The sequence below is a fragment of the Actinoallomurus bryophytorum genome, assembly GCF_006716425.1.
In the GTDB taxonomy this organism is placed as follows: domain Bacteria; phylum Actinomycetota; class Actinomycetes; order Streptosporangiales; family Streptosporangiaceae; genus Actinoallomurus; species Actinoallomurus bryophytorum.
This window is the reverse complement of sequence record NZ_VFOZ01000001.1, coordinates 7,246,450-7,265,701: the sequence shown is the minus strand read 5'-3', so window position 1 is coordinate 7,265,701 and position 19,252 is coordinate 7,246,450. Positions and strand designations below refer to the sequence as shown.

Genomic DNA, 19,252 nt, shown 5'->3' with positions numbered 1-19,252 from the left:
ATCCTAGAAGTTGTTGATGAAGATGGGCGTCTCCAGTGAGATGCCTGAATTCAAATCATCTACGCGGTTGAGGAGTTCCCTGCGCCTGTGGTTGCCTTGCAATATCATGCCCGGATAGAGGGGATGAACAGCCATGTACTGACCGTCCATGGGCTGGAAGACCGACTGCAACAGTTCGGCGTCCGATCGGCTACTCGCGCTCGCCGCTCTCGCTTTCCAAGAAGGGTTCCCCTCCTTGAGCTTCAGCAGGTCACGGATGGTCGCGTTGGACTGGGGGGCCTTTCCACCGAGCCTGTTGAACATCTCGCGGTTGTCATGCACGGCCAGCTTGATGGCTTTGAGCCGGGATGGCTCGTTCAGGTGACGGAGCACAAAGGCCATTCTGCTGACGAACAGAGCATATGGCGCCAGGCCGAGCGGGTCGGCCCAGTTCATCGGGTCATGGACGTAGGCGTGAGGGTCAGGCTGTGGCGACAGGCCGAGCGGGTCCGGGCTCTGGTATCGCGCGGTGTAAGGGTCGTAGAAGCGCTGGAAGTTGTAGTGAAGCCCGGTTTCGGCGTCGTGGTACTGGCCGGGGAACCTCAGCGGGCAGGCCGCCGATCCTCGCGGCGCCCCGATCCCCCATGCGCTGGAGACGCTCTGCCAGACCAGGTCGCCGGTTGAGTCGACCATCTCGGAGGGAGATCCGGTCAGGTCGGTGACGATGCCGTAGAACCTCTCGTCGATCGCGTCCTGGGGGCTCTCGCCGCTCAGGACGCGTTCGGTCTGGGCGATCGGCCGGAAGCCGCCGGGCTCGTAGTCCCACGCGGTCGTGCGCGTCACGGCGCCGGCGTCCTCCATGACGGAATGCGTCTGCTCTGCCAGTACGACGTCATCCCAGGTGAAGTCGGTCTGTTCGGCGACGGAGTGACCGTCCGGCCGTAGCCGTTGTTTGGCGACGCGGCGTCCCAGAGCGTCGTACAGATAGCGCCACCGCTGTCCGCCGGGGGTGGTGACGGCGACGAGGCGATCGTCGTCATTCCAGGCGTATCGCCAGGTCCTGGGCTTGGACGAGAGACGTCTCTGCTGCCGGACTACGACACGGCCTCGGCCGTCGTACTCGTAGCGGACATCGCCCGCCGAGCGGACCAGGGTCCCCGTGTAGTCGCGCCCGCCGGCGGCGCCGGCGTCCCAGGACCCGCCGGTCGCGGTCTCCGGCCAGGTGGCGTGGACCGGATTCCCCGCCGGGTCATAGACGTAGCGTTCGTCCCAGCCCGCCGCATGGACTCCGGTCACCCTCCCGGCCGCGTCGAGCTCGACGGTTCGGTCTCCCAGGCTCTGGTCGATGATCCGGGCGACACCGCCGTCGGGCCGGTAGGAGTACGCGCGCCGCTGAAGCGGGCTCCCCGGCTCGGCGGAGTCGGCGCGGTGCGGCGCGTACGCAGGATCGCCGGTGGCCGAGGGGACGCCCCGCAACGTCTGGCGGCTCAGCCGGTCACGCAGGTCCCACTCCTGGTCCAGGGTCGCGGCGTCCCCGACATGACGGCGGACCTGCCGGCCGGCCAGGTCGTGTTCGAACCGAATCGTCTGGCCCGCGGTGTGGAGTACGGCCGGACGCCCTGCGATGTCATAGTCCCAATCGGCCTCGGCGCCGGAGGGGGTTCGGCGCCGTACGCGGCGCCCCAGGGCGTCATAACCGACGGTGAGCCTGCGGCCGTTGCACTCCTCGGCCACCACCCTGCCGAGCTCGTCGTAGTCGAACCGCACGTCGGCGTCCGCGTTCACCGCTCGGACCAGGCGGCCCGTGACGTCGAAGGCGAAGGTCGCGAGGCCGTCACCGGAAACCTGCCTGACGACGTTCCCGAGCAGGTCGTGCGAGTAACGGGTCGTTTGACCGGCGCCGACAGCACGCTCCGCGAGTTGTCCCGCCGCATCGTAGGCATAGCGGATGGCCCGGCCGTTGAAGTCCGTCTCCTGGACCAGGTCACCCGCCGCGTCATAGGTATAGCGCCACACGAGTTCCTGCGGATTGGTGACCGCCGTCAACCGCAGCTCGGCGTCATAGGCGAACTCCAGCCGTGTGCCGTCCGGCGCGATCCGGACGGCGGGCACATCGAAAGCCGCGTATTCCGTCCTGCTGACCAGGCCCATGGTGTCGGTGTATTCGACGAGGTTTCCCTCGGCGTCGTATGACCAGCGTTCGGTGGCCCCATCCGGCAGCACCTGTGAGGCAGGTCTGCCCTCCAGCGTCCAGCCGATGCGAGTGATCCCGCCAAGCGGATCCACGATCTCCGATATACGGCCGAACCGGTCGCGGACGCAGCCGTGGACGCCCTCCAGCGGATCCACGACGGTGACCGGCAGGCCCGCGCCGTCGTTGACGAACCGGGTCACCGCCCCGAGCGGGTCGACGATCGCTGACAGAGCACCCCGCTCGTCGTACTCGTACCGCACGGTGACTCCGGCCGGATCGGTCACCGCGATGACATTGCCGCGGTCGTCATAGGCCTGCCGCCAGACCCGGCCGGCGGCGTCGGCCGTCCGGACCGGCCGGCCGAGCGCGTTGTACGCGGCCGTGATCTGCCGGCCGTCGGGCCTCGTGATGGCGGTGACGTCGCCCGCCTCGTCATAGGAATACCGCGTCTTACGCCCGAGCGGATCGGTGCGGGACAGCAGCCGGTCGTGGCGATCCCACTCCGAGGTCGTCGCACGTCCCAGGGGGTCGACCTGGCGGACCACCTGGCCCATCTCGTTCAGGTGATAGTCCGTCCGGTGCCCGAGCGCGTCGGTCACGACGGTGAGCCCGTCCTCGAAGGCGAGAGCCACGTCCAAGAAGCCATCCGACCCGTGACCGCGGACACCGCGGCCCAGCTCGTCGTACTCGTACCGGTACCAATGGCCGTTGCGGTCGATCCAGGCGGTCAGCCGGTCGTGCGGGTCGTACTCGAATCGCAGCGGCCTGCCCGATGAGTTCAGCACCCCGGCCAGCCGCCCGTTGTCGTCATAGCGGTAACGGACCAGTTCCCGCCCGCCGCCCTCGCCGTCGGAGATCAGCCGCAAAGCCGTCACACGCTGGGTCGCATCGGTCTCGACACCGATTCGATACCCGCCCGAATGCCGGACCTCGACGAGGGTCCCACTGTCGTCATGAAGAAGGTCGATCCGGTTACCGTTGCGGTCGCTGATCGCCGAAAGAGGCAGGACGCCCGGCCCGCCGCCCGCGGAAGCGAAATGCAGCGTGCGGCCGGCCTGTGAGTCCGTGACGGAATGGCCACCGTCCTGGTCGACCGCGAGTGCCCACTGCGGGCCCGCGAACGGCAGGACAGGGGTCTCCGGCAGACGCACCGGCGGATAGGCGAGCACCATTCCGTCCGCCGCGGCGAAACACACGCCCTCCGCGTCGAACTCCAGCCGTTGATCCAGGGTCGACGCCCACGAGGTGCCGAACAGGCGACCGGCACGATAGGACGACACGTGCGTACGCTCCAGCGACAACGGCAGAACGCCGGCCAGCTCCACGTCGACCTGGCGCAGCACCACCTCGCCACTGGCAACATCGATCGGGTCCTTGGTCATGGACCGGGACAGATAACTCGGTGATCTGCGCAGACCGCTGAGACCGGTACGAAGCGCACCCCTGCCGACCAGGTTTCCCACACGAGAGGCGAGGGCGGCCACCCGAACGGCAGGGCTCCGGAACAGACCCTTCGCGGCAGCGAAAATTCCCGACCGCGACACCGCTGCGACGAGCTTCGGAGAACCCAACCTTCAACGCCCCTCTCATATCGTGCGACGCCACCCATCGCCAAAAAGTACAGACGACGCATCAGGGGCCTTTCACCCTGACTATGGACACCGGTTTCCGTGCGGCGGACGTCAGCTTATTGGCCAGCCATATCCCCTATTTCGGTAGGGATGAGATGGCCGGGATCGAGTCGGAAGCGGTGTCCACAACCCGGCGGCGGGGGTTCTGCGGCGCGGGCCGTGCTGATAGTCATGGGAGTGGTGGGCCGGCGGAGTCGACCGGCCCGGGAGGAGATGCGACCTGTGGGAACGACCGTCGCCGCGTACCTCGCCGGCAGTCTGCGTGAGCACGGCGTGCGCCGCGTGTTCGGGGTTCCGTCCGAGAGCTTCACGATGTTCATGGACGCGCTGCTCGACGAGCCCGGCATGGAGTTCGTCGCGGCACGCCAGGAGGGCGGCGCGGCGTTCATGGCCGAGGCGTACGCCGCGGCGAGCGGTGGCATCGGCGCCGTCCTCGGCGGCCGGGCGGTCGGCGCGTCCAACCTCGCGATCGGCGTGCACACCGCGCGGGAGAACTCCACGCCGCTGCTCATCCTCGTCGGCCAGGTGACCTCACGGCACCGCGGCCGCGAGGCGTTCCAGGAGGCCGCGCTCGCCGACTTCCTCCGCCCGCTGGCCAAGCACGCCGTTGAGGAGGCCGACCCGCTGCGGGTGCCCGAGGCGGTGTCACGTGCGCTGGGGCTCGCGGTCACCGGGCGTCCCGGGCCCGTCGTGCTGTCGCTGCCCGAGGACGTGTTCGCCGGTGAGGTCGACGAGACACCGTCCCGGCCCGTGCGTGTCCCCCGCCCGCGCCCGTCGGACTCCGAGGTCGAGGCCTTCCACGACCTGCTCTCCTCCGCCGAGCGCCCGCTGGTCATCGCGGGAGCGGGGGTGCGCCTGAGCGGCGCCGAAGGACGGCTCCTGGAGTTCGCCGAGCGGTGGGGTGTTCCGGTGGTCGCCGCCTGGCGGCGCCACGACGTGTTCCCGAACGACCATCCGCTCTACGTCGGCCACCTGCAGCTCGGCGCGCATCCCGAGATCGTGGCGACCGTGCGCGAGGCCGACGTCCTGCTCGCGCTCGGCACCCGGCTCGGGGAGATCACCTCGCAGCGCTACACCGCGATCGCGCCGTCCCAGCGCATCGCGCAGGTCGACATCGAGCCTGCCATGGTCGGCAAGGCCTACCCGGTGGAGCTCGGCATCGTCGCCGACCTCACCGAGGCGCTCGGCGCCCTGCTCGCTGCCGGGCCCCCGCGCCGCGAGCCGTCGGCATGGGCACGCGAGCGCCGCGCCGCCTGCGAGCGGGCCGCCTTCGTGCCGCCCGGACAGCACGACGACCGGGTCGACAACCGGCAGATCATCAGAATGCTGCGCGAGGCACTGCCCGGCGACGCCGTGATCACCAACGACGCCGGCAACTTCTCGGGCTGGCTGCACGCGTTCTTCCCGTTCCGCGAGCCGCACACGTATGTCGGCGCGGCCTCGGGCGCGATGGGGTACGGCCTGCCCGCGGCGATCGGCGCCAAGCTCGCCCATCCGGACCGGACCGTCGTCTCCCTGTCCGGTGACGGAGGGTTCCTGATGACCGTGCAGGAGCTGGAGACCGCCGTACGCCTCCGGCTGCCGATCATCTCTCTCGTCTTCAACAACAACATGTACGGCACGATCCGCATGCACCAGGAACGCCGATACCCGGCCCGCACCATCGGCACCGATCTCGGCAACCCCGATCTGGTCGCGCTCGCCGGATCGTTCGGCGCCTTCGGCGCGCGGGTCACCGCCGACGCCGAATTCCCGGCGGCGCTGCGCGAGGCGCTGACCCAGGACCGCCCGTCCGTCATCGAGATCCGCACCGATCCGGAACAGATCTCGGTGTGGCGCACCATCACCCAACTCCGCGACGGAAAGTGACGGCCGCGAATCGTCACCGCGGGTAATCGCCGGAGGTATCACATGAGGCTGAAATGGCCCTCCGTGTCCTCAGAAAACCCTAAGCACGGCATTCAGTGATCGATAGTATGATGCCCGGATTGTGCGGGGTCGATCCCATGTACGGCTCGGAGGTTCTCCAGGTGAGCCGACATGGTCGCAGCAGAGTTGGGATCTCAGGGTGCAGCGCAGGATGAATGTCACACGATCGATTCGTTGGGTCGCTCCTGTCGCGGCCGGGATGCTTCTCATGCCCATAGCGGCTTGTTCCTCCGATGGCAGCGCGGCCAGCCAGTCGGCCGCCAAGGCACCCGACGCCGCTGCGACGATCACTCCGGCGAACGGCGTCAAGAAGGTACGCCCGGACAAGGGTGTGCAGGTCGCGGCCGCCAACGGTGTGCTGGACCAGGTGACCGTGCAGGGTGGCGGGCGCAAGGTCGAGGGCACGCTCTCGCCGGACAAGAAGAGCTGGACGAGCAAGTGGACGCTCAAGCCCGGCGCGACCTACACGGTGACGGCGACCGCGAAGAACGCGGGCGGCAAGATCACGACCTCGACGAGCAAGTTCACCACGATGAAGGCCCCGTCGTCCGTCAAGGTCAGCGACGTGATCCCCTCGGCGCGGGAGACGGTCGGCATCGGAATGCCGATCACGATCAACTTCGACAGCCCGGTCGCCAACAAGAGCGCCGTCGAGAAGGCCCTGGAGGTGCGCTCCACCAAGCCGGTCGAGGGCGCGTGGCGCTGGATCACCTCCCAGCAGGTCATCTTCCGCACCAAGAGCTACTGGCCCGCGCACACCTCGGTGTCACTGGTGGCCCACATGTCCGGCGTACGCGCGGCCGCCAAGGTATACGGCACCAAGGACTTCACCCGCACCTTCAAGATCGGCGCCTCGCACGTCGCGAAGGTCAGCCTCAAGACCGACAAGAGCAAGGTCTACGTCGACGGCAAGCTCGCCAAGACCATTTCGGTCAGCGGCGGAATGGGCGGCGCCGACTCGCACGGCAACGACTTCCGCACCACCAGCGGCGTCCACCTCGCCATGGGCAAAATGCCCGAGGTCTGGATGACCTCGCCCAATATCAAGAAGAACGAGCCGGGCTACTACCACGAGCTGGTGCTGAACGACGTACAGATCAGCAACAGCGGTGAGTACCTCCACCGGAGCCCCGGCGAGTGGGATTGCCTCGGTAACCGGAACTGCAGCCACGGCTGTGTCCGGCAGACGGTGGCCGGCGCCCTGTGGTTCTACAAACTCAGCCAGCGCGGCGACGTCATCAACATCACCGGGACGACGCGGAAGCTGGAGTGGAACAACGGCTGGGGCTACTACCAGATGCCCTGGAAGACCTGGGTCAAGGGCGGTGCCCTCAAGAAGCCCGTGACGACCGTCGCGACCGGAGGGGCCACCACCACGCCGACCACGCCGACCGCCCCGAGCGGCTCCCCCACCCCCGCGCACAGCTGAGCGTCCCGCGACAATGGAACCCGTGGTGGTCATCAAGGGACCACGGGTTCGGTCAATCGGGTTGAGGGGGACGCCATGACGGCTACGGTTCACGTTCTGACCTGCGGCTATGCCGGTGACCGCGTCGCCGGTACGGTCACGCTGATCCACGACGGCGACCTGGTGGCCGTCGTGGACCCGGGCATGGTGGCGGACCGGCGACTGATCCTGGACCCGCTCGCCGAGCTCGGCTTCGCCGTCGGGGACGTCACCGACGTGGTGTTCTCCCATCACCATCCGGACCACACGCTCAACGCCGCGCTGTTCCCGGCGGCGCGGTTCCACGACCACTGGGCGATCTACTCCGGTGACCTGTGGGAGGACCGGGACGCCGACGGATTCGCGCTGTCGGAGTCCGTGCACCTCATGCGCACGCCCGGGCACACGAGCGAGGACATCACGACGCTCGCCGAGACCGGCACCGGCCTGGTCGCCGCCACCCATCTGTGGTGGACCGCGGACGGGCCGGAGGTGGACCCGCGCGCCGAGGACCTGGACGAGCTGCGTGTCTCCCGCGAGCGCCTGCTCGCGCTGCGCCCCGGCCTCATCATCCCCGGTCACGGCGCGCCGTTCACGCCGGCCCCGGACGGGCGCGCCGCGCAGGGGTGAACGAGTGGCGGTGCCACCGTCACGCCCGCGCGACGCGCACGCTCACGGCGCCGCCGCGTTCTGTGGCTGCAGACGACGCGGCGTCAGCCGGTCGCCGCGGTCGACGAGCCTCAGGCAGGCGGCCGAGGACAGCCCGAGGAGCAGCAGGCCCAGCCACGGCAGGCTCGCGATCCCCGTCGTCTGGGACAGACTGATCGCGGCCGCGCTGACCAGGTTGCCGAAGACCCCGCCGAAGCCCGACAGCAGGTTGTTCACGCTGTAGTACGTGCCGATCACCCGGCCGTCGGCGAGGTTGGCGATCGTGGCCATCTCGAACGGATGCAGCATCATCGACCCGATGCTCAGCGTCGCGGCGCACAGCAGGATCGGCATCAGCCGGACGACGGTCGGGCCGTGCAACGCCGGCAGCATCATCGGGACGAACGCCACACCCATGACGATCAGCCCGCGGACCATGGCCTGTCCCGGTGTCCATCGCCTCTCACACCAGGTGATGAGGCGTACCTGCAGAGCCAGGCCGAGCACGGCGGAGATCACGAACAGGGCCGTCATGCCGGCGTGCCCGCCCGAGATGCGCCGGATCTCCAATGGCAGGCCGAAGGTGACCTGGAAGTGGAGCGCGTACGAGGCGAACATCGTCGCGGCGAACGCCAGGAACGGCCGGTTGCTCAGCGCCTCGCGCCAGTCCGCCCAGATGGGCCGGGACGAACCGGTCTCCGGTCCGACGACGGCGGGCAGCAGGCGCCACTGCGCCACCGCGAGCGCGACCAGGATCACGACCGCGGTCAGGCTCACCGCGCGGAACCCGAAGTGAACCAGCGGAATGCCGACGAGCGGTCCGACCAGGACCCCGAGACGGCGGCAGACGCTGAAGACCGCGAACGCGTCGACGATCCGCTCGCTCTCCTCGTGCGCGAGGTAGGCGCGGTTCGCGGGAATGAAGAGCGCGCTGGAGATGCCCGTGATCACCGAGGCGGCGATCAGCCACGGCAGGCTCGTGAATATGGCGAACATCCCGCATCCGCCGGCCTTGAGCAGGCAGCCGGCGACGATCATAGGTTTGTAGCCGATGCGGTCGGCGAGCGTGCCGCCGATCACGAAGAGTCCCTCGCTGAAGTGCCGCAGGCTCATCACGATGCCGACGATCCATACGGCGACCCCGATGCCGTGCACCAGGTGGTCGGCGAGGTAGGGCACAAGCATGAGAAGGGCGATGGACACGCCGATCTCGTTGACGAACAGGATCTGGGCCGGCCGGCCGAAGGACCTGAACTGCCGCAGTGTGGCGATCATGCGGCACCTCCACACCTGGGCCTGGACCACCGGCCCATCGCGTGGATCGGTGACCGTGCGGGGGCGCCCCCCGTCCGGTCACCCGGACGCGCCCCCGGCGGTAACCCCGGCTTCGCCGGCCGCGTCGTGGACGAGGGCGCCGGTCTCGCGGCCGGCGCGCCCCGGCGACATCGCGTCATCATGGGCGCCGGCGGCCCCTCCCGGACAAGATGGTCGCGTACTCTCCCCGACATTCGCGCTCCTATCGAATGGCATGGCGGACCGGGGGCGAGTCTCTTCGACGCCCCCGATGACCAGCGCTGATTACTTTCAGTAGCCCACTACTCTTAGTAGTGGGCTCTTTGCCATGCATGAGGAGTAGCGAAGCGGGTCGAGCGCACTTCCCTCCAGGAGACATCACCGTTCACACGAGCACCAGGAGTGCTCACCGGCGGCGTACGAGCAGCATCGCCGCGTCGTCGGTGATACGCCCGCCCACATGCCGCAGGACGTCGGAGCGCAGCTCCGCCAGCGCGTGTTCCGGGTCGGCCGCCTTCAGCAGGCCGGAACGATCGGCCAGCGGATAGAACCGGCCCTCGCCGTCACGGGCCTCGACCACCCCGTCGGTGTAGAACAGCATCCGGTCACCGGGCGCGAACTCCACGGTGTACGGACAGGGCCGAGCGTCCACCAGCTCGGTCAGGCCCAGGGGCGGCGCGACGTCGGCCGGCTCGGCGAAGACCCCGATGCCACTTTGGCTGAGGACCAGTGGTGATGGATGTCCGCAGTTGAGCAGCGTCACGGTGGCATTGTCGTCGAACTCGGCCAGGACCGCGGTCACGAACTTCTCACCGGACAGCTGACGGCTCAGCGCCGTCTCGATCCGTGCCACGACGCCGGTGAGCTCGGGCTCGTCGTAGGCGGCCTCGCGGAAGGCGCCGAGCACGGCCGCCGCCGTCTCCACCGCTTCCAGCCCCTTGCCCTGGACGTCGCCGACGATGACGCGGACCCCGGACCGGGTCGAGGCGACCTCGTACAGGTCACCGCCGATCCGGGCCTCGGCCGTCGCGGAGGTGTAGCTGACCGCGACGTGCACCGTGCCCACGCGGCGCGGCACCGGGCGCAGCAGGACCTGCTGCGCCACCTCCGCCACGGACCGCACGTCGGCGAGCACGCGCTCGCGCTTCTGCCGTCCGGAGCTGGCGAAGACGCTCGCGACCGTGATGCCGGCCAGCATCGCGAGGCCCAGAGTGTTCTGCCGCCTGCCGAGCGCGTGATGGTAAGAACTGAGCAGCACGCTCAGAAGAATCGCCGCCGTCCCCACCAGCGCGGTACGCCGCATTCCGCACCACAGCGCCGCGAACGCCGGGCCGAGCGCGAGCAACGGCCGGAACCTCACGTCCGGACCGGCCAGCATGTCGCAAAGACCGACCGCGCCCATCGCGACGAACGGCAGCCACCGCAGCATCGGTCCTGGCCCCCCGGATCCCCCCAGATCGGTGATGACGCACCCCCCTGCCCCCCAGCAGTCCCTTGCGCAGGATAACGGCACTCCCGCGTCGGACCGTGTTCTTTCCGTCACACGGGGTTTGGCGTGGCGGTCGTGCACGGCCCATGGTCAGGGGGTCAGCGTGAGCGTCTCGCGTGCCTCCCGCCGGATCGTCTCCGGCGCCGAGCGCATCGGCGTGGTCTCGCCACGCGCCCAGAGTTTCGCCTGGTCCCAGTAGTGGTCATCGAAGGCGTGGCCCGAGGCGCCGGTGAGGTTCACCCACCGCGACCGGTCCGTGTCGGCGAGATCGACGATCATGCGCATCGAGGGCACCCAGTCGACCCCGTACCCGGTCTGGACGTCCGAGCCGGTCGCGTCCACCAGCGAGTCGCCCCCGGCCAGTTCGAGCGGGCCGCGGTTGAACAGCCACTCGATCGGCCCGATGCCCGAGTCCCCGAACGTCTCGTTCCTCAACTCGAGCCGGTGCAGGTCGCCCCACTTCCACTTCGCCGGGTCGTCGCCCAGCCGGTGGCGCAGTTCACCGTCGGCATCCTTCATCGCGAGCCGCAGGATGTCGTCGCGGGTCTCCTTGACCCCGGCCGTGCCCACGTCGTCCCACCAGGGGTCGTCCGGCCGGTCCAGCAGGTTCCGCAACACCTCGAACCATCGGTCGCCGCCATCGGGGCGGGCGCCGTCGGGCAGCTCGTCGTCGAACGTCCGCAGCAGCACGTGCCGGTAGACCGCGTCGTAGTACGCCGCCGGCGCGGAGTCCGCACCCTGGGTGAAGTCCCAGCCGCGCAGCAGCCCCGCCGCCGGGCCGGATCCCACCCGCAGCAGGTGCGGCACCAGCGTCGGCGCGAACCCGTTGCGGTCATCCAGCTGGATCCGGCCCATCCCCGCGACGTCCATCCGGGGTGTCTGCCGGATCAGCTCCTCGATGCGCGCCGCGCGGTACCCGTACGCCCAGTCCTTGGTCAGCAGGTTCGGGTAGCCCGGCCCGGTGGCGGCGTTGTTGGCGGTGACGATGTAGCCCTGCTTCGGGTCGTACGCGGAGGGCAGGTCGGCGAACGGGATGAAACCCTTCCACTCCAGCTTCCCGGTCCAGCCCTCGGCCGGCGACGTCCCGTCCCCCTTCGTACGTATCGGTATCCGGCCGGGCGCCTGGTAGCCGATGTTCCCGTCCACGTCGGCGTAGACGAGGTTCTGCGCGGGCACCTCGAAGGACGCCGCGGCGGTGCGGAACTCCGGCCAGTTCCGCGCGCCGTTCAACAGCCCGATCGCGTCGGCGGTTCGGCCGGGGTCCAGCGCGGTCCAACGGAGCGCGACGGCGAGCCCGTTGCCGGCCCTGCGCGCCTCGTCCATCGCGTCGGACAGCAGCGGGCCGTGCCGTGTCGCCCGTACGGTGATGGTCACCGGCTTGGCGCCGGCGACCGCGATCCGCTCGGTCCGGGTCTGGAGCGGTTCCCGCTTTCCCTTGTACTCATAGGTGCCGCCGCTGACGCGCTCCAGGTACAGGTCGCTCACGTCCGGCCCGAGGTTGGTGAAGCCCCAGGCGATCCGCTGGTTGTGCCCGATCACGACGCCCGGCACGCCGGAGAAGGTGAAGCCGCTGACGTCGTACGGGCAGGCCGCGGTGAGCGCACCGCTCGCGCCGACGCGGCAGTGCAGTCCCTCCTGGTACCAGAGCCAGGGCATGGCCGGGGCAGTCCATCCCGTCGGAGCTGTACGACGCGGCCCGCGTGGACGGCGCCGGGCCGCTTCGTGAGTTCTTCGCCGTCACCCTGCCGGGGCTGCGCGGCCAGGTCGCCGTCGTGGTGACCCTTACGGTGCTGGGCGCGATCCGGGTGTTCGACATCGTCTGGCTCACCACCCGCGGCGGGCCGGGCACCTCCACCATCACCCCCACGATCGTGCTCTACCAGCGCGCCTTCGCCAACCCCGACGTCGGCGCCGCGGCCGCCATCGGGGTCGTGCTCGCGATCGTCTCCCTGATCGTCGCGCTGGTCGTGGTCAGGCTCTCCGAGGATGACAAATGACGATCACCAGGCGAGAAAAGATCTTCAACTACACGCTGCTGACGCTTCTCGCCGTCAGCGTGCTGTTCCCCATCGTGTGGATCTTCGGGGTCGCGATCAGCCCCAACACCACGGGCACGCTCGACCTCGGCCACGCCCAGTGGTCGAACTTCGTCACCGCCTGGACCCAGGCGGGCTTCACCCACTATCTCAAGTCGAGCCTGATCATCACGGGCTGCGTCGTGGTCGTCTCCACGGTGCTCGCGGTGATGAGCGGCTACGCCTTCGGCGTGCTCGGGGTGGTGGGCGAGAAGGCGCTGTTCCCGCTCATCCTGCTCGGGATCATGATCCCCATGGAGTCGATCGTCGTCCCGCTGTACTACGACTTCCTGTCGTTCCACCTCACCGACACCTACCAGGGCATCATCCTCGCCCACGTCGGCATGTCGGTGGGCTTCGGCACCTTCTGGATGCGCGCGGCCTTCCGTACCGTCCCGGCCGGCATCGGCGAGTCGGCCGCGATGGACGGCGCGAACTCCTGGACGAGGCTGTGGCGCATCTATCTGCCGATCTCCCGGCCGGCGATCACGACGCTGATCCTGCTGAGCTTCATGTGGACCTGGAACGACTACTTCCTCTCCCTGATCCTCGTGTCCGACCCCGCGCACCAGCCGCTGACACTCGGGCTCGGCGCGTTCTCCGGCCGCTTCCTGGTGAAGATCAATTTGCTCGCCGCTGCGGCGCTGCTGATCTCGGTGCCGGTCGTCGGCCTCTATGTGTTCTTCCAGCGGCAGTTCATCCGGGGGATGCTCTCCGGCGCGGTCAAGGGCTGAGCGCCGGCGGCGGGAGCGTGACACCGACCAGTTTGGTGAGGAACCGGTCGACCTGTTCGTCCAGCGGCGGCCAGGACAGGTCAGGCTGGTTGACACGCATGGAGACGCTGCCGTGCACGGCCGCTCGCAGGTCCAGCGAGACGGCCGCGGCGTCGCCGGCCGGGGCGAGGCCTGCGTCCATGCACCGCTGGATCATCGCGGTGGTGCGGTCACCGAGCTCACTCTTGAAGGGCATACCGGTCCGCTGGTTGAGCGTGCTCTCGTGCAGCACCTTGTACAGGCCGGGGTGCCGGTGGGCCCACTCGCCGTGCAGGAGAGTACGGGCGCGCAGCTGGGCCACCGGGTCGGCGGAGGTGGCCTCGGCCCGGTCGACGTCGTGCATGAGATCGTCGTGACAGCGCTTCAGGGCGGCGAGCACGAGGGCGTCCCGGTCGGCGAAGTGGATGTAGACCGAGGTCGCGGCGATGCCGATGTCGCGCGCCACGGCGCGCAGCGACAGCGCCTGGTCGTCGGCGAGCTCCTCCAGCAGCCGGAGAGCCGCGGCGATGATGTCCTCACGCAGGCGTTCACCCTGGCCACGCGGGTTGCGGCCCCGGGCGCGGCCCTGCTCCGCCGAGGTGGTGTCCATGATCCCGCAAGTGTATCGAGGCGGCCGTTTCCCCACGGCCGTAGCGCCGCCGGCCCGTGCCGTGAGTTACTGTGCACGGTTCAATGTCATCGGCCGGGTCGTCACGCGGCCACGGAGGTCCTGCAATGCCGAGCCTCTACACCCACGCCGGGGGTGATGACGGACTGCACCGGCTGGAAGAGCTCTTCTACACGAAGGTCCTCGCCGACCCGGTTCTCCAGCCGTTGTTCCCCGAGCGCCGGCCCCACCATGTCGAACACCTGACCTGGTTCACGGCGGAGTCCTTCGGCGGGCCCGACCGGTTCACCCGGGAGCTGGGCTTCGGCCACATCATCCAGGCGCACCGGCACATGGAGATCACCGAGGAGCAGCGAAGGCGTTTCGTGGCGCTGTACCTGGAGGCGCTCGACGAGGCCGGACTGCCCGACGACGAGCCGTTCCGCGAAGCGGTCCGCTCCCACGTCGAGTTCGGCTCGCAGGTCGCCTGGCAGAACTCCCACGCCGAAACCGATGCCGACCTCCATCCCCTACGTGAGGTCCCGCGATGGACCTGGCCGGAAGACACCGACCGTGCGTGAAAGTCCTGTCGCCGTTCGTTCACTCGGGTGATCGGGGGGCGCCGGGCCGACGGCCGGCCAGCGTGCTCAGCAGCTCCTCGATGGCGGCCAGGCGGGTCTCGAGCTCGGCGACGTCACCGCGGGTGGCGTTCTGTGCGGACGACTTGAGCACGATGATGAACTGGCCGTCGGGATCCAGCCGCCCCAGGGCGACGTCGCCCGTGGTCTCGCCGTTCTGGACACGGATCGCGTGCTCGACCTCCCCCGGCCGTAGCCCGAGCCGTTTGAGCGGCCGGGTGAGCAGCAGACCGTCGTCGATGACGGTGGTCGGTGTCCCTTCCAGCAGGCGTACGGCGCGTTCGTCGACGGCCAGCCATCTGTTCAGCAGCGCGTTGATGGCGACGAGGGTCACGGCGCCGATGACCCCGCCGAGCAGGCTGTTGTCGCTACCGATGATCGCGTTCTGCACCACGTTGGACAGCAGGAAGATCACCACGAAGTCGAAGGTGTTGAGGTTCGCCAGGCCCCGTTTTCCCGCCACGCGGAACAGCAGCACGATGAGCACGTAGACCGCGACGGTCCGCAGCACCTTCTCCACGATGGGGATCTGGACGGACAGCATGTCGTGCCACATGACGCTCCTCGAGAACCGGTTAGCGCGAAGACCTCCGGATTCGCATCATCGCAAGACCTGCGTGTGATCACTGGGCCCGCAGCGCCGTTCTGGCCGGATCTCCTGCCCTTCGCGAAACCGAGGCCGTCGAAAGAGCGACGCGGTACGCCAGCGCGGCACCGCCGCGGATGGCGCGTCAGGCCGCGCGCCGATCTGTCGGTGCCCGGTGGCAGGCTCTGCGGGCGGGAGGACGGCATGGTGCGTACGTTCGTCAGCGGTCAGGTGCACGTTCACTACCGGCAGATCTACGTCGAGAGCGGCGAGGACTACCCCGAGCTGAAGGCATGCTTCGCCGGCCAGTCGAACGGCCTCTGCGGGGCGGCGTCCCCCGGCGCGCTGTTCCTCACCACCGGTCTGCACACGGGGAGCATCGGTTTCACGGTCGAGCTGCACGAGGGCCCGCCGCCGCTCGACGAGGTCTGGGAGGAGGTCGTGGAGGCGTCCTTCACGCCCGCGTCGGCGCGGGTCGCGCTCGTCGAGTGGGGTGACGAGGCGACCTGGGACCTCGACCTCGCGCGGACCTCGTACCGGGTGCGCTACTGCGCCCTCGGGATGGACGCGGCGCACTCGGCGGACACCCGGAGGGAGGACGAGCCGGAGATCGACCGTTACCTCCTGCAGTTCTGGCCCGCGGCGCCGGAGCCGGATCGCGTCGTACGGCAGACCAGCGAGTCCGCGGCGTACTGGCACGGAGTCGCCCGCGATATTCCTCCACCGCCGCCGCCTCCCACACCCCAGGAGCTTGCCGAGGCCGAACTCCAGCGGCGGCGGGAGCAGAAGCGCCAGGAGGAGGAGCGGCGCCGTGCCCGTGAACTGCGCACCTGGGGCGGACGGCCGCCGAGCGAGCGGCTAAGCGGAGTGACGGGTAACGCCGGCGCGGTGGCGAGGCTCGACCGTGACCTGGCCGAGGCGATCGCCGCGGCCGATCCCGTGACGCAGCGTGCCATCGCACGCTGGGCCGCGCACCGTGCGTACGCCGAGGCCGGGCTCACCGACCTCGACTGGGTCACGCCCGCGCTGGACGCACTCGACCAGGGACGAGACCTCCCGCCGCCGTTCGAGGACCGGGCCCGGGTGTGGGAGACGCTCTTCGCCGACCCTCGCGTACGGCGGACGACCGTGACCTCGATCGGGACCGGCACGCGCAACGCCTCACAGCAGGCGATGGCCGTTCCGGCGCTGTTCGCCGCCGTGAGGGACGAGCCGCTGCGGGCCGCCCTCGACGCGCTCTCCGCGGCCACTGCCGCCTTCGGCCGCGACGGTTACGAGGCGCTCTTCACCGAGCTCCGCGGCGTTTTCGGCCTGTGAGCGCGGGCCATCCCTCCACCGGCCCGGGATCGAAGGTCGCGGCGGCGATCCTCACCATGTACGGGGTCGCCGGGCCGTCCGCGTTGCCGGTGGGACTCATCGCGTGGACGAGCATCCGCCGAGGTCCCGGGTGGCGGAGGTCCCGTTCGTGCAGCCGGGCACGGACCCGGTCGTCGGGCAGTGTGGTCGTGGTCGGGCCGGCGCTGAAGCAGGCCCGGCCGCCGTTCAGGCCGACGGTTGCTCGTCGTGCCGGTGTACTTCACGTCCGCCGTCCGCCGTCCGCCGTCCGCCGGGCCACCGGGCCACCGGGCCACCGCGGGGCCGGGCCACCGCGGGGCCGGGGGGCCGCGGGGCCGGGGGGCCGCGGGGCCGGGTCGCCCCGGCCGCCGGGAGCCGGGGGGCGGGGTCGCCGGGCTGAGCGGTCAGGCCAGTCCGGCGAGCACGCCGAGAGTGCGGTCCTGTTCCTCGGGGTCGCCGAAGGGCGCGGCGAGGAAATCCGTGACACCCGCCTCGGCGAGGCGGCGCACCTGGCGGGCGACGGCGTCCTCGTCTCCCACGACGGCGACGTCCTGAGGTCCTGCCGCGCCCTCGCGGTCGAGGGTGGCCCGGTACTCGGGCACCTGGCCGGCCAGGGCGAAGCGTCCGGCGACGCGGTCCCGTACCCCGGCCTCGTCCGCGGTCACGCACACCAGCAGGCCGGCGACCACCCGGGGGCGGGCGCGGTCCGCGGCCTCGGCGGCCTTCGTCACCGAAGGGACGATGTGGTCCGCGAGGGTTCTCGGGCCGGTCATCCAGGTCACCGCGCCATCGGCGAGCTCCCCGGCGGCGCGGAGCATCGCCGGGCCGAGCGCGGCGAGCAGGACGGGCGGCGGGGGCGCGCCCGGTGCGTCGACCGCGCCGGCGGCCGTGAGCGTCTCCCCCTCATGCGCGACGCTCTCGCCGTGCAGCAGGGCGCGCAGGACCGGCAGGTACTCGCGCATGCGGCGTACGGGCCGGTCGTCCGGAAGGCCGAACATCGCTCCGGTCATCATGGCGACGCCCGCCCCGATGCCCAGGGTCAGGCGCCCGCCGGTCGCCGCCTGGACGGTCAGCGCGTGGCTCGCGAGCACGAGCGGGTGACGCTGGGGCACCGGGAGCACGGCCGTACCCAGCTCGATCCCGGGCACGGCCGTACCGGCCACCGCGAGTGTGGTGAGGGCGTCCCAGCCGAAGGCCTGAGATGACCACGCCGTGTGCAGGCCCGCGCCGGCGGCCGTCCGCGCCTGCCCGACGACCTCCTCCAGCGTCGCCGGTCCCCGCAGGTCGCCCACCGCGATTCCGATTCGCATCCGTCGTCTCCTCACGTAGACGGAGACCTTCTCCGCTTACGGTCCGGCTAGGATATGGAGAACTTCTCCACTTTGGCAACGCGGAGGCACATCAGGTGAGGACCGATGAGGCGGACGGCCCGCGGCGGATGCGGGCGGACGCTCGTGACAACCGTGAGCGGGTGTTGCGGGCGGCCAGGGCCGCCTTCGCCGAGGACGGGCCGCGCGCGTCCCTCAACAAGATCGCCCAACGTGCGGGCGTCGGCGCGGGCACGCTCTACCGGCACTTTCCCACGCTCGACGCGCTTCTGGTCGCGATCATCGGTGCCGACGTCGAGGCACTCTGCGAACGCGGCCGCGGGCTGCTGGACCGTCCGTCGCCCGGTGAGGCCCTGACCACCTGGCTGCGCGCGGTGGCCGTACACGCCACCGCGATGCGCGGACTGGTGGCGACCCGCATGGCGGCACAGACCGCGGACACGAAGGCGGCCGACGGCACCCTGGCCGCCTGCCACGACGCGATCCTGGCCACCGGGAACGCCCTGCTCGACCGCGCCCGGCGGGCGGGTGAGGCGAACGAGGAGACCGGCATCGCCGATCTCCTCACGCTCGTCAACGCCGCCGCGTGGGCCAGCGAGCAGGCCCCCGAGGACCAACACCTCCTCGACCGGCTCCTCGCGCTGGTCGCCCGCGGGTTCAGGTAGCGGCTGACACCAAGGCGACTCTGCCGGGCCGATGCCGAGCACCCCGCGGTGGGCCGGACGGGGTGCCGAGGAACACCGCGAGCCCGTACGCGCGATCCAGCGCCGAGACCCATGAGCCTCGGGCGTACCGTGCGGGCGCGTCAAAAACCTATGGCCCCACTAATAACGGCCGACCCGTTAACCCGAATGATTGGTGTTATTCACCCCAAACCAAAGGGCACTCAGGCATTCTTCGAGGGAAGTCATTTAAGAAGTATTTGCTTACGTCTAGACTTCGTCATGGACTCCTCAAGCGTCTTTGAGGAGCCCGAAAACGGTGGCCTCTTCGTCCTGGTAAGGGGCCACTATGCCGCGACCGCGCGGAATCCCACTGAGAGGCGCCCGCCCGGCCATGGGCGGGCGCCTCTCTCCGCCGCTTCGTACTCCTACCGGGTCAGACCCGGTTGGCGGCGAACATCTCCAGGTGCGCACACCGCAGGCACCGAAAGACCTCGATCTGCCACTTCGGTCTTTTTACCAGCTTGGCACCGCCGAGGGGGCCGCGTTCGAGGGCGCCCTGAACCCACTTTGCGTACCCCCGGCCCTCACCTGCGTCCATGATGAAGCCGGGTTCGAGGCCAATTGCACCGCAATATGTGCATTTCATGTCGTTCACT

At 69.8% G+C, this 19,252-nt stretch carries 16 protein-coding genes; 8 read left to right on the top strand and 8 right to left on the bottom strand.

Annotation, left to right across the window (positions count from 1 at the left end):
• Positions 1–3 precede the first annotated feature (3 nt).
• Positions 4–3,555, bottom strand: coding sequence for a DUF6531 domain-containing protein (locus FB559_RS33640; RefSeq protein WP_141960964.1), 3,552 nt, complete (start codon positions 3,553–3,555; stop codon positions 4–6).
• 471 nt (positions 3,556–4,026) lie between these two features.
• On the opposite strand from FB559_RS33640, the gene FB559_RS33635 reads away from it, so the two are divergent.
• The 3 genes from FB559_RS33635 (at position 4,027) to FB559_RS33625 (ending at position 7,810) form a co-directional block, all read left to right on the top strand.
• Positions 4,027–5,673 (top strand): thiamine pyrophosphate-dependent enzyme, encoded by a 1,647-nt coding sequence (locus FB559_RS33635; RefSeq protein ID WP_221640314.1) that lies wholly within the window; start codon positions 4,027–4,029, stop codon positions 5,671–5,673.
• Positions 5,674–5,941: 268 nt separating this feature from the next.
• Positions 5,942–7,162 carry a L,D-transpeptidase gene (locus FB559_RS33630; RefSeq protein ID WP_185792525.1) on the top strand — a complete coding sequence of 407 codons (1,221 nt, stop codon included), beginning with the start codon at positions 5,942–5,944 and terminating at the stop codon, positions 7,160–7,162.
• 75 nt (positions 7,163–7,237) lie between these two features.
• Positions 7,238–7,810, top strand: coding sequence for an MBL fold metallo-hydrolase (locus FB559_RS33625; protein WP_141960962.1), 573 nt, complete (start codon positions 7,238–7,240; stop codon positions 7,808–7,810).
• A 42-nt stretch (positions 7,811–7,852) separates the two neighbouring features.
• On the opposite strand, the gene FB559_RS33620 is transcribed toward FB559_RS33625, so the two are convergent.
• From FB559_RS33620 to FB559_RS33610, 3 genes are all read right to left on the bottom strand, one after another.
• Positions 7,853–9,103, bottom strand: a complete 1,251-nt coding sequence (locus FB559_RS33620; protein WP_141960961.1) for an MFS transporter — start codon at positions 9,101–9,103, stop codon at positions 7,853–7,855.
• Positions 9,104–9,527: 424 nt separating this feature from the next.
• On the bottom strand, positions 9,528–10,550 hold the full coding sequence (locus tag FB559_RS33615) for a PP2C family protein-serine/threonine phosphatase (protein WP_141960960.1): 1,023 nt from the start codon (positions 10,548–10,550) through the stop codon (positions 9,528–9,530).
• A gap of 150 nt (positions 10,551–10,700) precedes the next feature.
• A complete protein-coding gene (locus FB559_RS33610; protein ID WP_141960959.1) occupies positions 10,701–12,266 on the bottom strand; it encodes a penicillin acylase family protein in 1,566 nt (521 codons plus the stop codon).
• 14 nt (positions 12,267–12,280) lie between these two features.
• Between FB559_RS33610 and FB559_RS33605 the strand changes: the two genes are divergently transcribed.
• Both FB559_RS33605 and FB559_RS33600 read left to right on the top strand, forming a co-directional pair.
• Positions 12,281–12,607 carry an ABC transporter permease subunit gene (locus FB559_RS33605; RefSeq protein ID WP_141960958.1) on the top strand — a complete coding sequence of 109 codons (327 nt, stop codon included), beginning with the start codon at positions 12,281–12,283 and terminating at the stop codon, positions 12,605–12,607.
• Positions 12,604–13,419 (top strand): carbohydrate ABC transporter permease, encoded by an 816-nt coding sequence (locus FB559_RS33600; RefSeq protein ID WP_141960957.1) that lies wholly within the window; start codon positions 12,604–12,606, stop codon positions 13,417–13,419. The genes FB559_RS33605 and FB559_RS33600 overlap by 4 nt, the downstream gene beginning before the upstream one ends.
• Here FB559_RS33600 and FB559_RS33595 read toward each other — a convergent pair.
• The gene (locus tag FB559_RS33595; RefSeq protein WP_141960956.1) at positions 13,409–14,047 is read right to left on the bottom strand and encodes a TetR/AcrR family transcriptional regulator; all 639 of its coding nucleotides are present in this window, start codon (positions 14,045–14,047) and stop codon (positions 13,409–13,411) included. The genes FB559_RS33600 and FB559_RS33595 overlap by 11 nt on opposite strands.
• Before the next feature lie 125 nt (positions 14,048–14,172).
• Between FB559_RS33595 and FB559_RS33590 the strand changes: the two genes are divergently transcribed.
• Positions 14,173–14,625: a group II truncated hemoglobin gene (locus FB559_RS33590; RefSeq protein WP_141960955.1), complete on the top strand. Its 453-nt coding sequence runs from the start codon at positions 14,173–14,175 to the stop codon at positions 14,623–14,625.
• Between the two features lie 19 nt (positions 14,626–14,644).
• Here the strand turns inward: FB559_RS33590 and FB559_RS33585 are convergent, their stop codons facing one another.
• Positions 14,645–15,238, bottom strand: coding sequence for a DUF421 domain-containing protein (locus tag FB559_RS33585; RefSeq protein ID WP_141960954.1), 594 nt, complete (start codon positions 15,236–15,238; stop codon positions 14,645–14,647).
• Between the two features lie 234 nt (positions 15,239–15,472).
• Here FB559_RS33585 and FB559_RS33580 point away from each other — a divergent pair, with 234 nt between their 5' ends.
• Positions 15,473–16,585 carry a hypothetical protein gene (locus FB559_RS33580; RefSeq protein ID WP_221640313.1) on the top strand — a complete coding sequence of 371 codons (1,113 nt, stop codon included), beginning with the start codon at positions 15,473–15,475 and terminating at the stop codon, positions 16,583–16,585.
• Positions 16,586–17,007: 422 nt separating this feature from the next.
• Here FB559_RS33580 and FB559_RS33575 read toward each other — a convergent pair whose 3' ends face one another.
• The gene (locus FB559_RS33575) at positions 17,008–17,913 is read right to left on the bottom strand and encodes a TIGR03564 family F420-dependent LLM class oxidoreductase (RefSeq protein ID WP_141960953.1); all 906 of its coding nucleotides are present in this window, start codon (positions 17,911–17,913) and stop codon (positions 17,008–17,010) included.
• 95 nt (positions 17,914–18,008) lie between these two features.
• Here FB559_RS33575 and FB559_RS33570 point away from each other — a divergent pair, with 95 nt between their 5' ends.
• Positions 18,009–18,596: a TetR/AcrR family transcriptional regulator gene (locus FB559_RS33570; RefSeq protein ID WP_221640312.1), complete on the top strand. Its 588-nt coding sequence runs from the start codon at positions 18,009–18,011 to the stop codon at positions 18,594–18,596.
• Positions 18,597–19,029: 433 nt separating this feature from the next.
• On the opposite strand, the gene FB559_RS33565 is transcribed toward FB559_RS33570, so the two are convergent.
• Positions 19,030–19,242: a hypothetical protein gene (locus tag FB559_RS33565; protein WP_221640540.1), complete on the bottom strand. Its 213-nt coding sequence runs from the start codon at positions 19,240–19,242 to the stop codon at positions 19,030–19,032.
• Positions 19,243–19,252 lie beyond the last annotated feature (10 nt).

Bases quoted from the DNA above. Each gene is read 5' to 3' on its own strand.
- FB559_RS33640 (WP_141960964.1), bottom strand. From the start codon at position 3,555: ATGACCAAGGACCCGATCGATGTTGCCAGTGGCGAGGTGGTGCTGCGC.
- FB559_RS33630 (WP_185792525.1), top strand. From the start codon at position 5,942: ATGCCCATAGCGGCTTGTTCCTCCGATGGCAGCGCGGCCAGCCAGTCG.
- FB559_RS33625 (WP_141960962.1), top strand. From the start codon at position 7,238: ATGACGGCTACGGTTCACGTTCTGACCTGCGGCTATGCCGGTGACCGC.
- FB559_RS33620 (WP_141960961.1), bottom strand. From the start codon at position 9,103: ATGATCGCCACACTGCGGCAGTTCAGGTCCTTCGGCCGGCCGGCCCAG.
- FB559_RS33615 (WP_141960960.1), bottom strand. From the start codon at position 10,550: ATGCTGCGGTGGCTGCCGTTCGTCGCGATGGGCGCGGTCGGTCTTTGC.
- FB559_RS33610 (WP_141960959.1), bottom strand. From the start codon at position 12,266: ATGCCCTGGCTCTGGTACCAGGAGGGACTGCACTGCCGCGTCGGCGCG.
- FB559_RS33600 (WP_141960957.1), top strand. From the start codon at position 12,604: ATGACGATCACCAGGCGAGAAAAGATCTTCAACTACACGCTGCTGACG.
- FB559_RS33595 (WP_141960956.1), bottom strand. From the start codon at position 14,047: ATGGACACCACCTCGGCGGAGCAGGGCCGCGCCCGGGGCCGCAACCCG.
- FB559_RS33590 (WP_141960955.1), top strand. From the start codon at position 14,173: ATGCCGAGCCTCTACACCCACGCCGGGGGTGATGACGGACTGCACCGG.
- FB559_RS33585 (WP_141960954.1), bottom strand. From the start codon at position 15,238: ATGTGGCACGACATGCTGTCCGTCCAGATCCCCATCGTGGAGAAGGTG.
- FB559_RS33580 (WP_221640313.1), top strand. From the start codon at position 15,473: ATGGTGCGTACGTTCGTCAGCGGTCAGGTGCACGTTCACTACCGGCAG.
- FB559_RS33575 (WP_141960953.1), bottom strand. From the start codon at position 17,913: ATGCGAATCGGAATCGCGGTGGGCGACCTGCGGGGACCGGCGACGCTG.
- FB559_RS33565 (WP_221640540.1), bottom strand. From the start codon at position 19,242: ATGAAATGCACATATTGCGGTGCAATTGGCCTCGAACCCGGCTTCATC.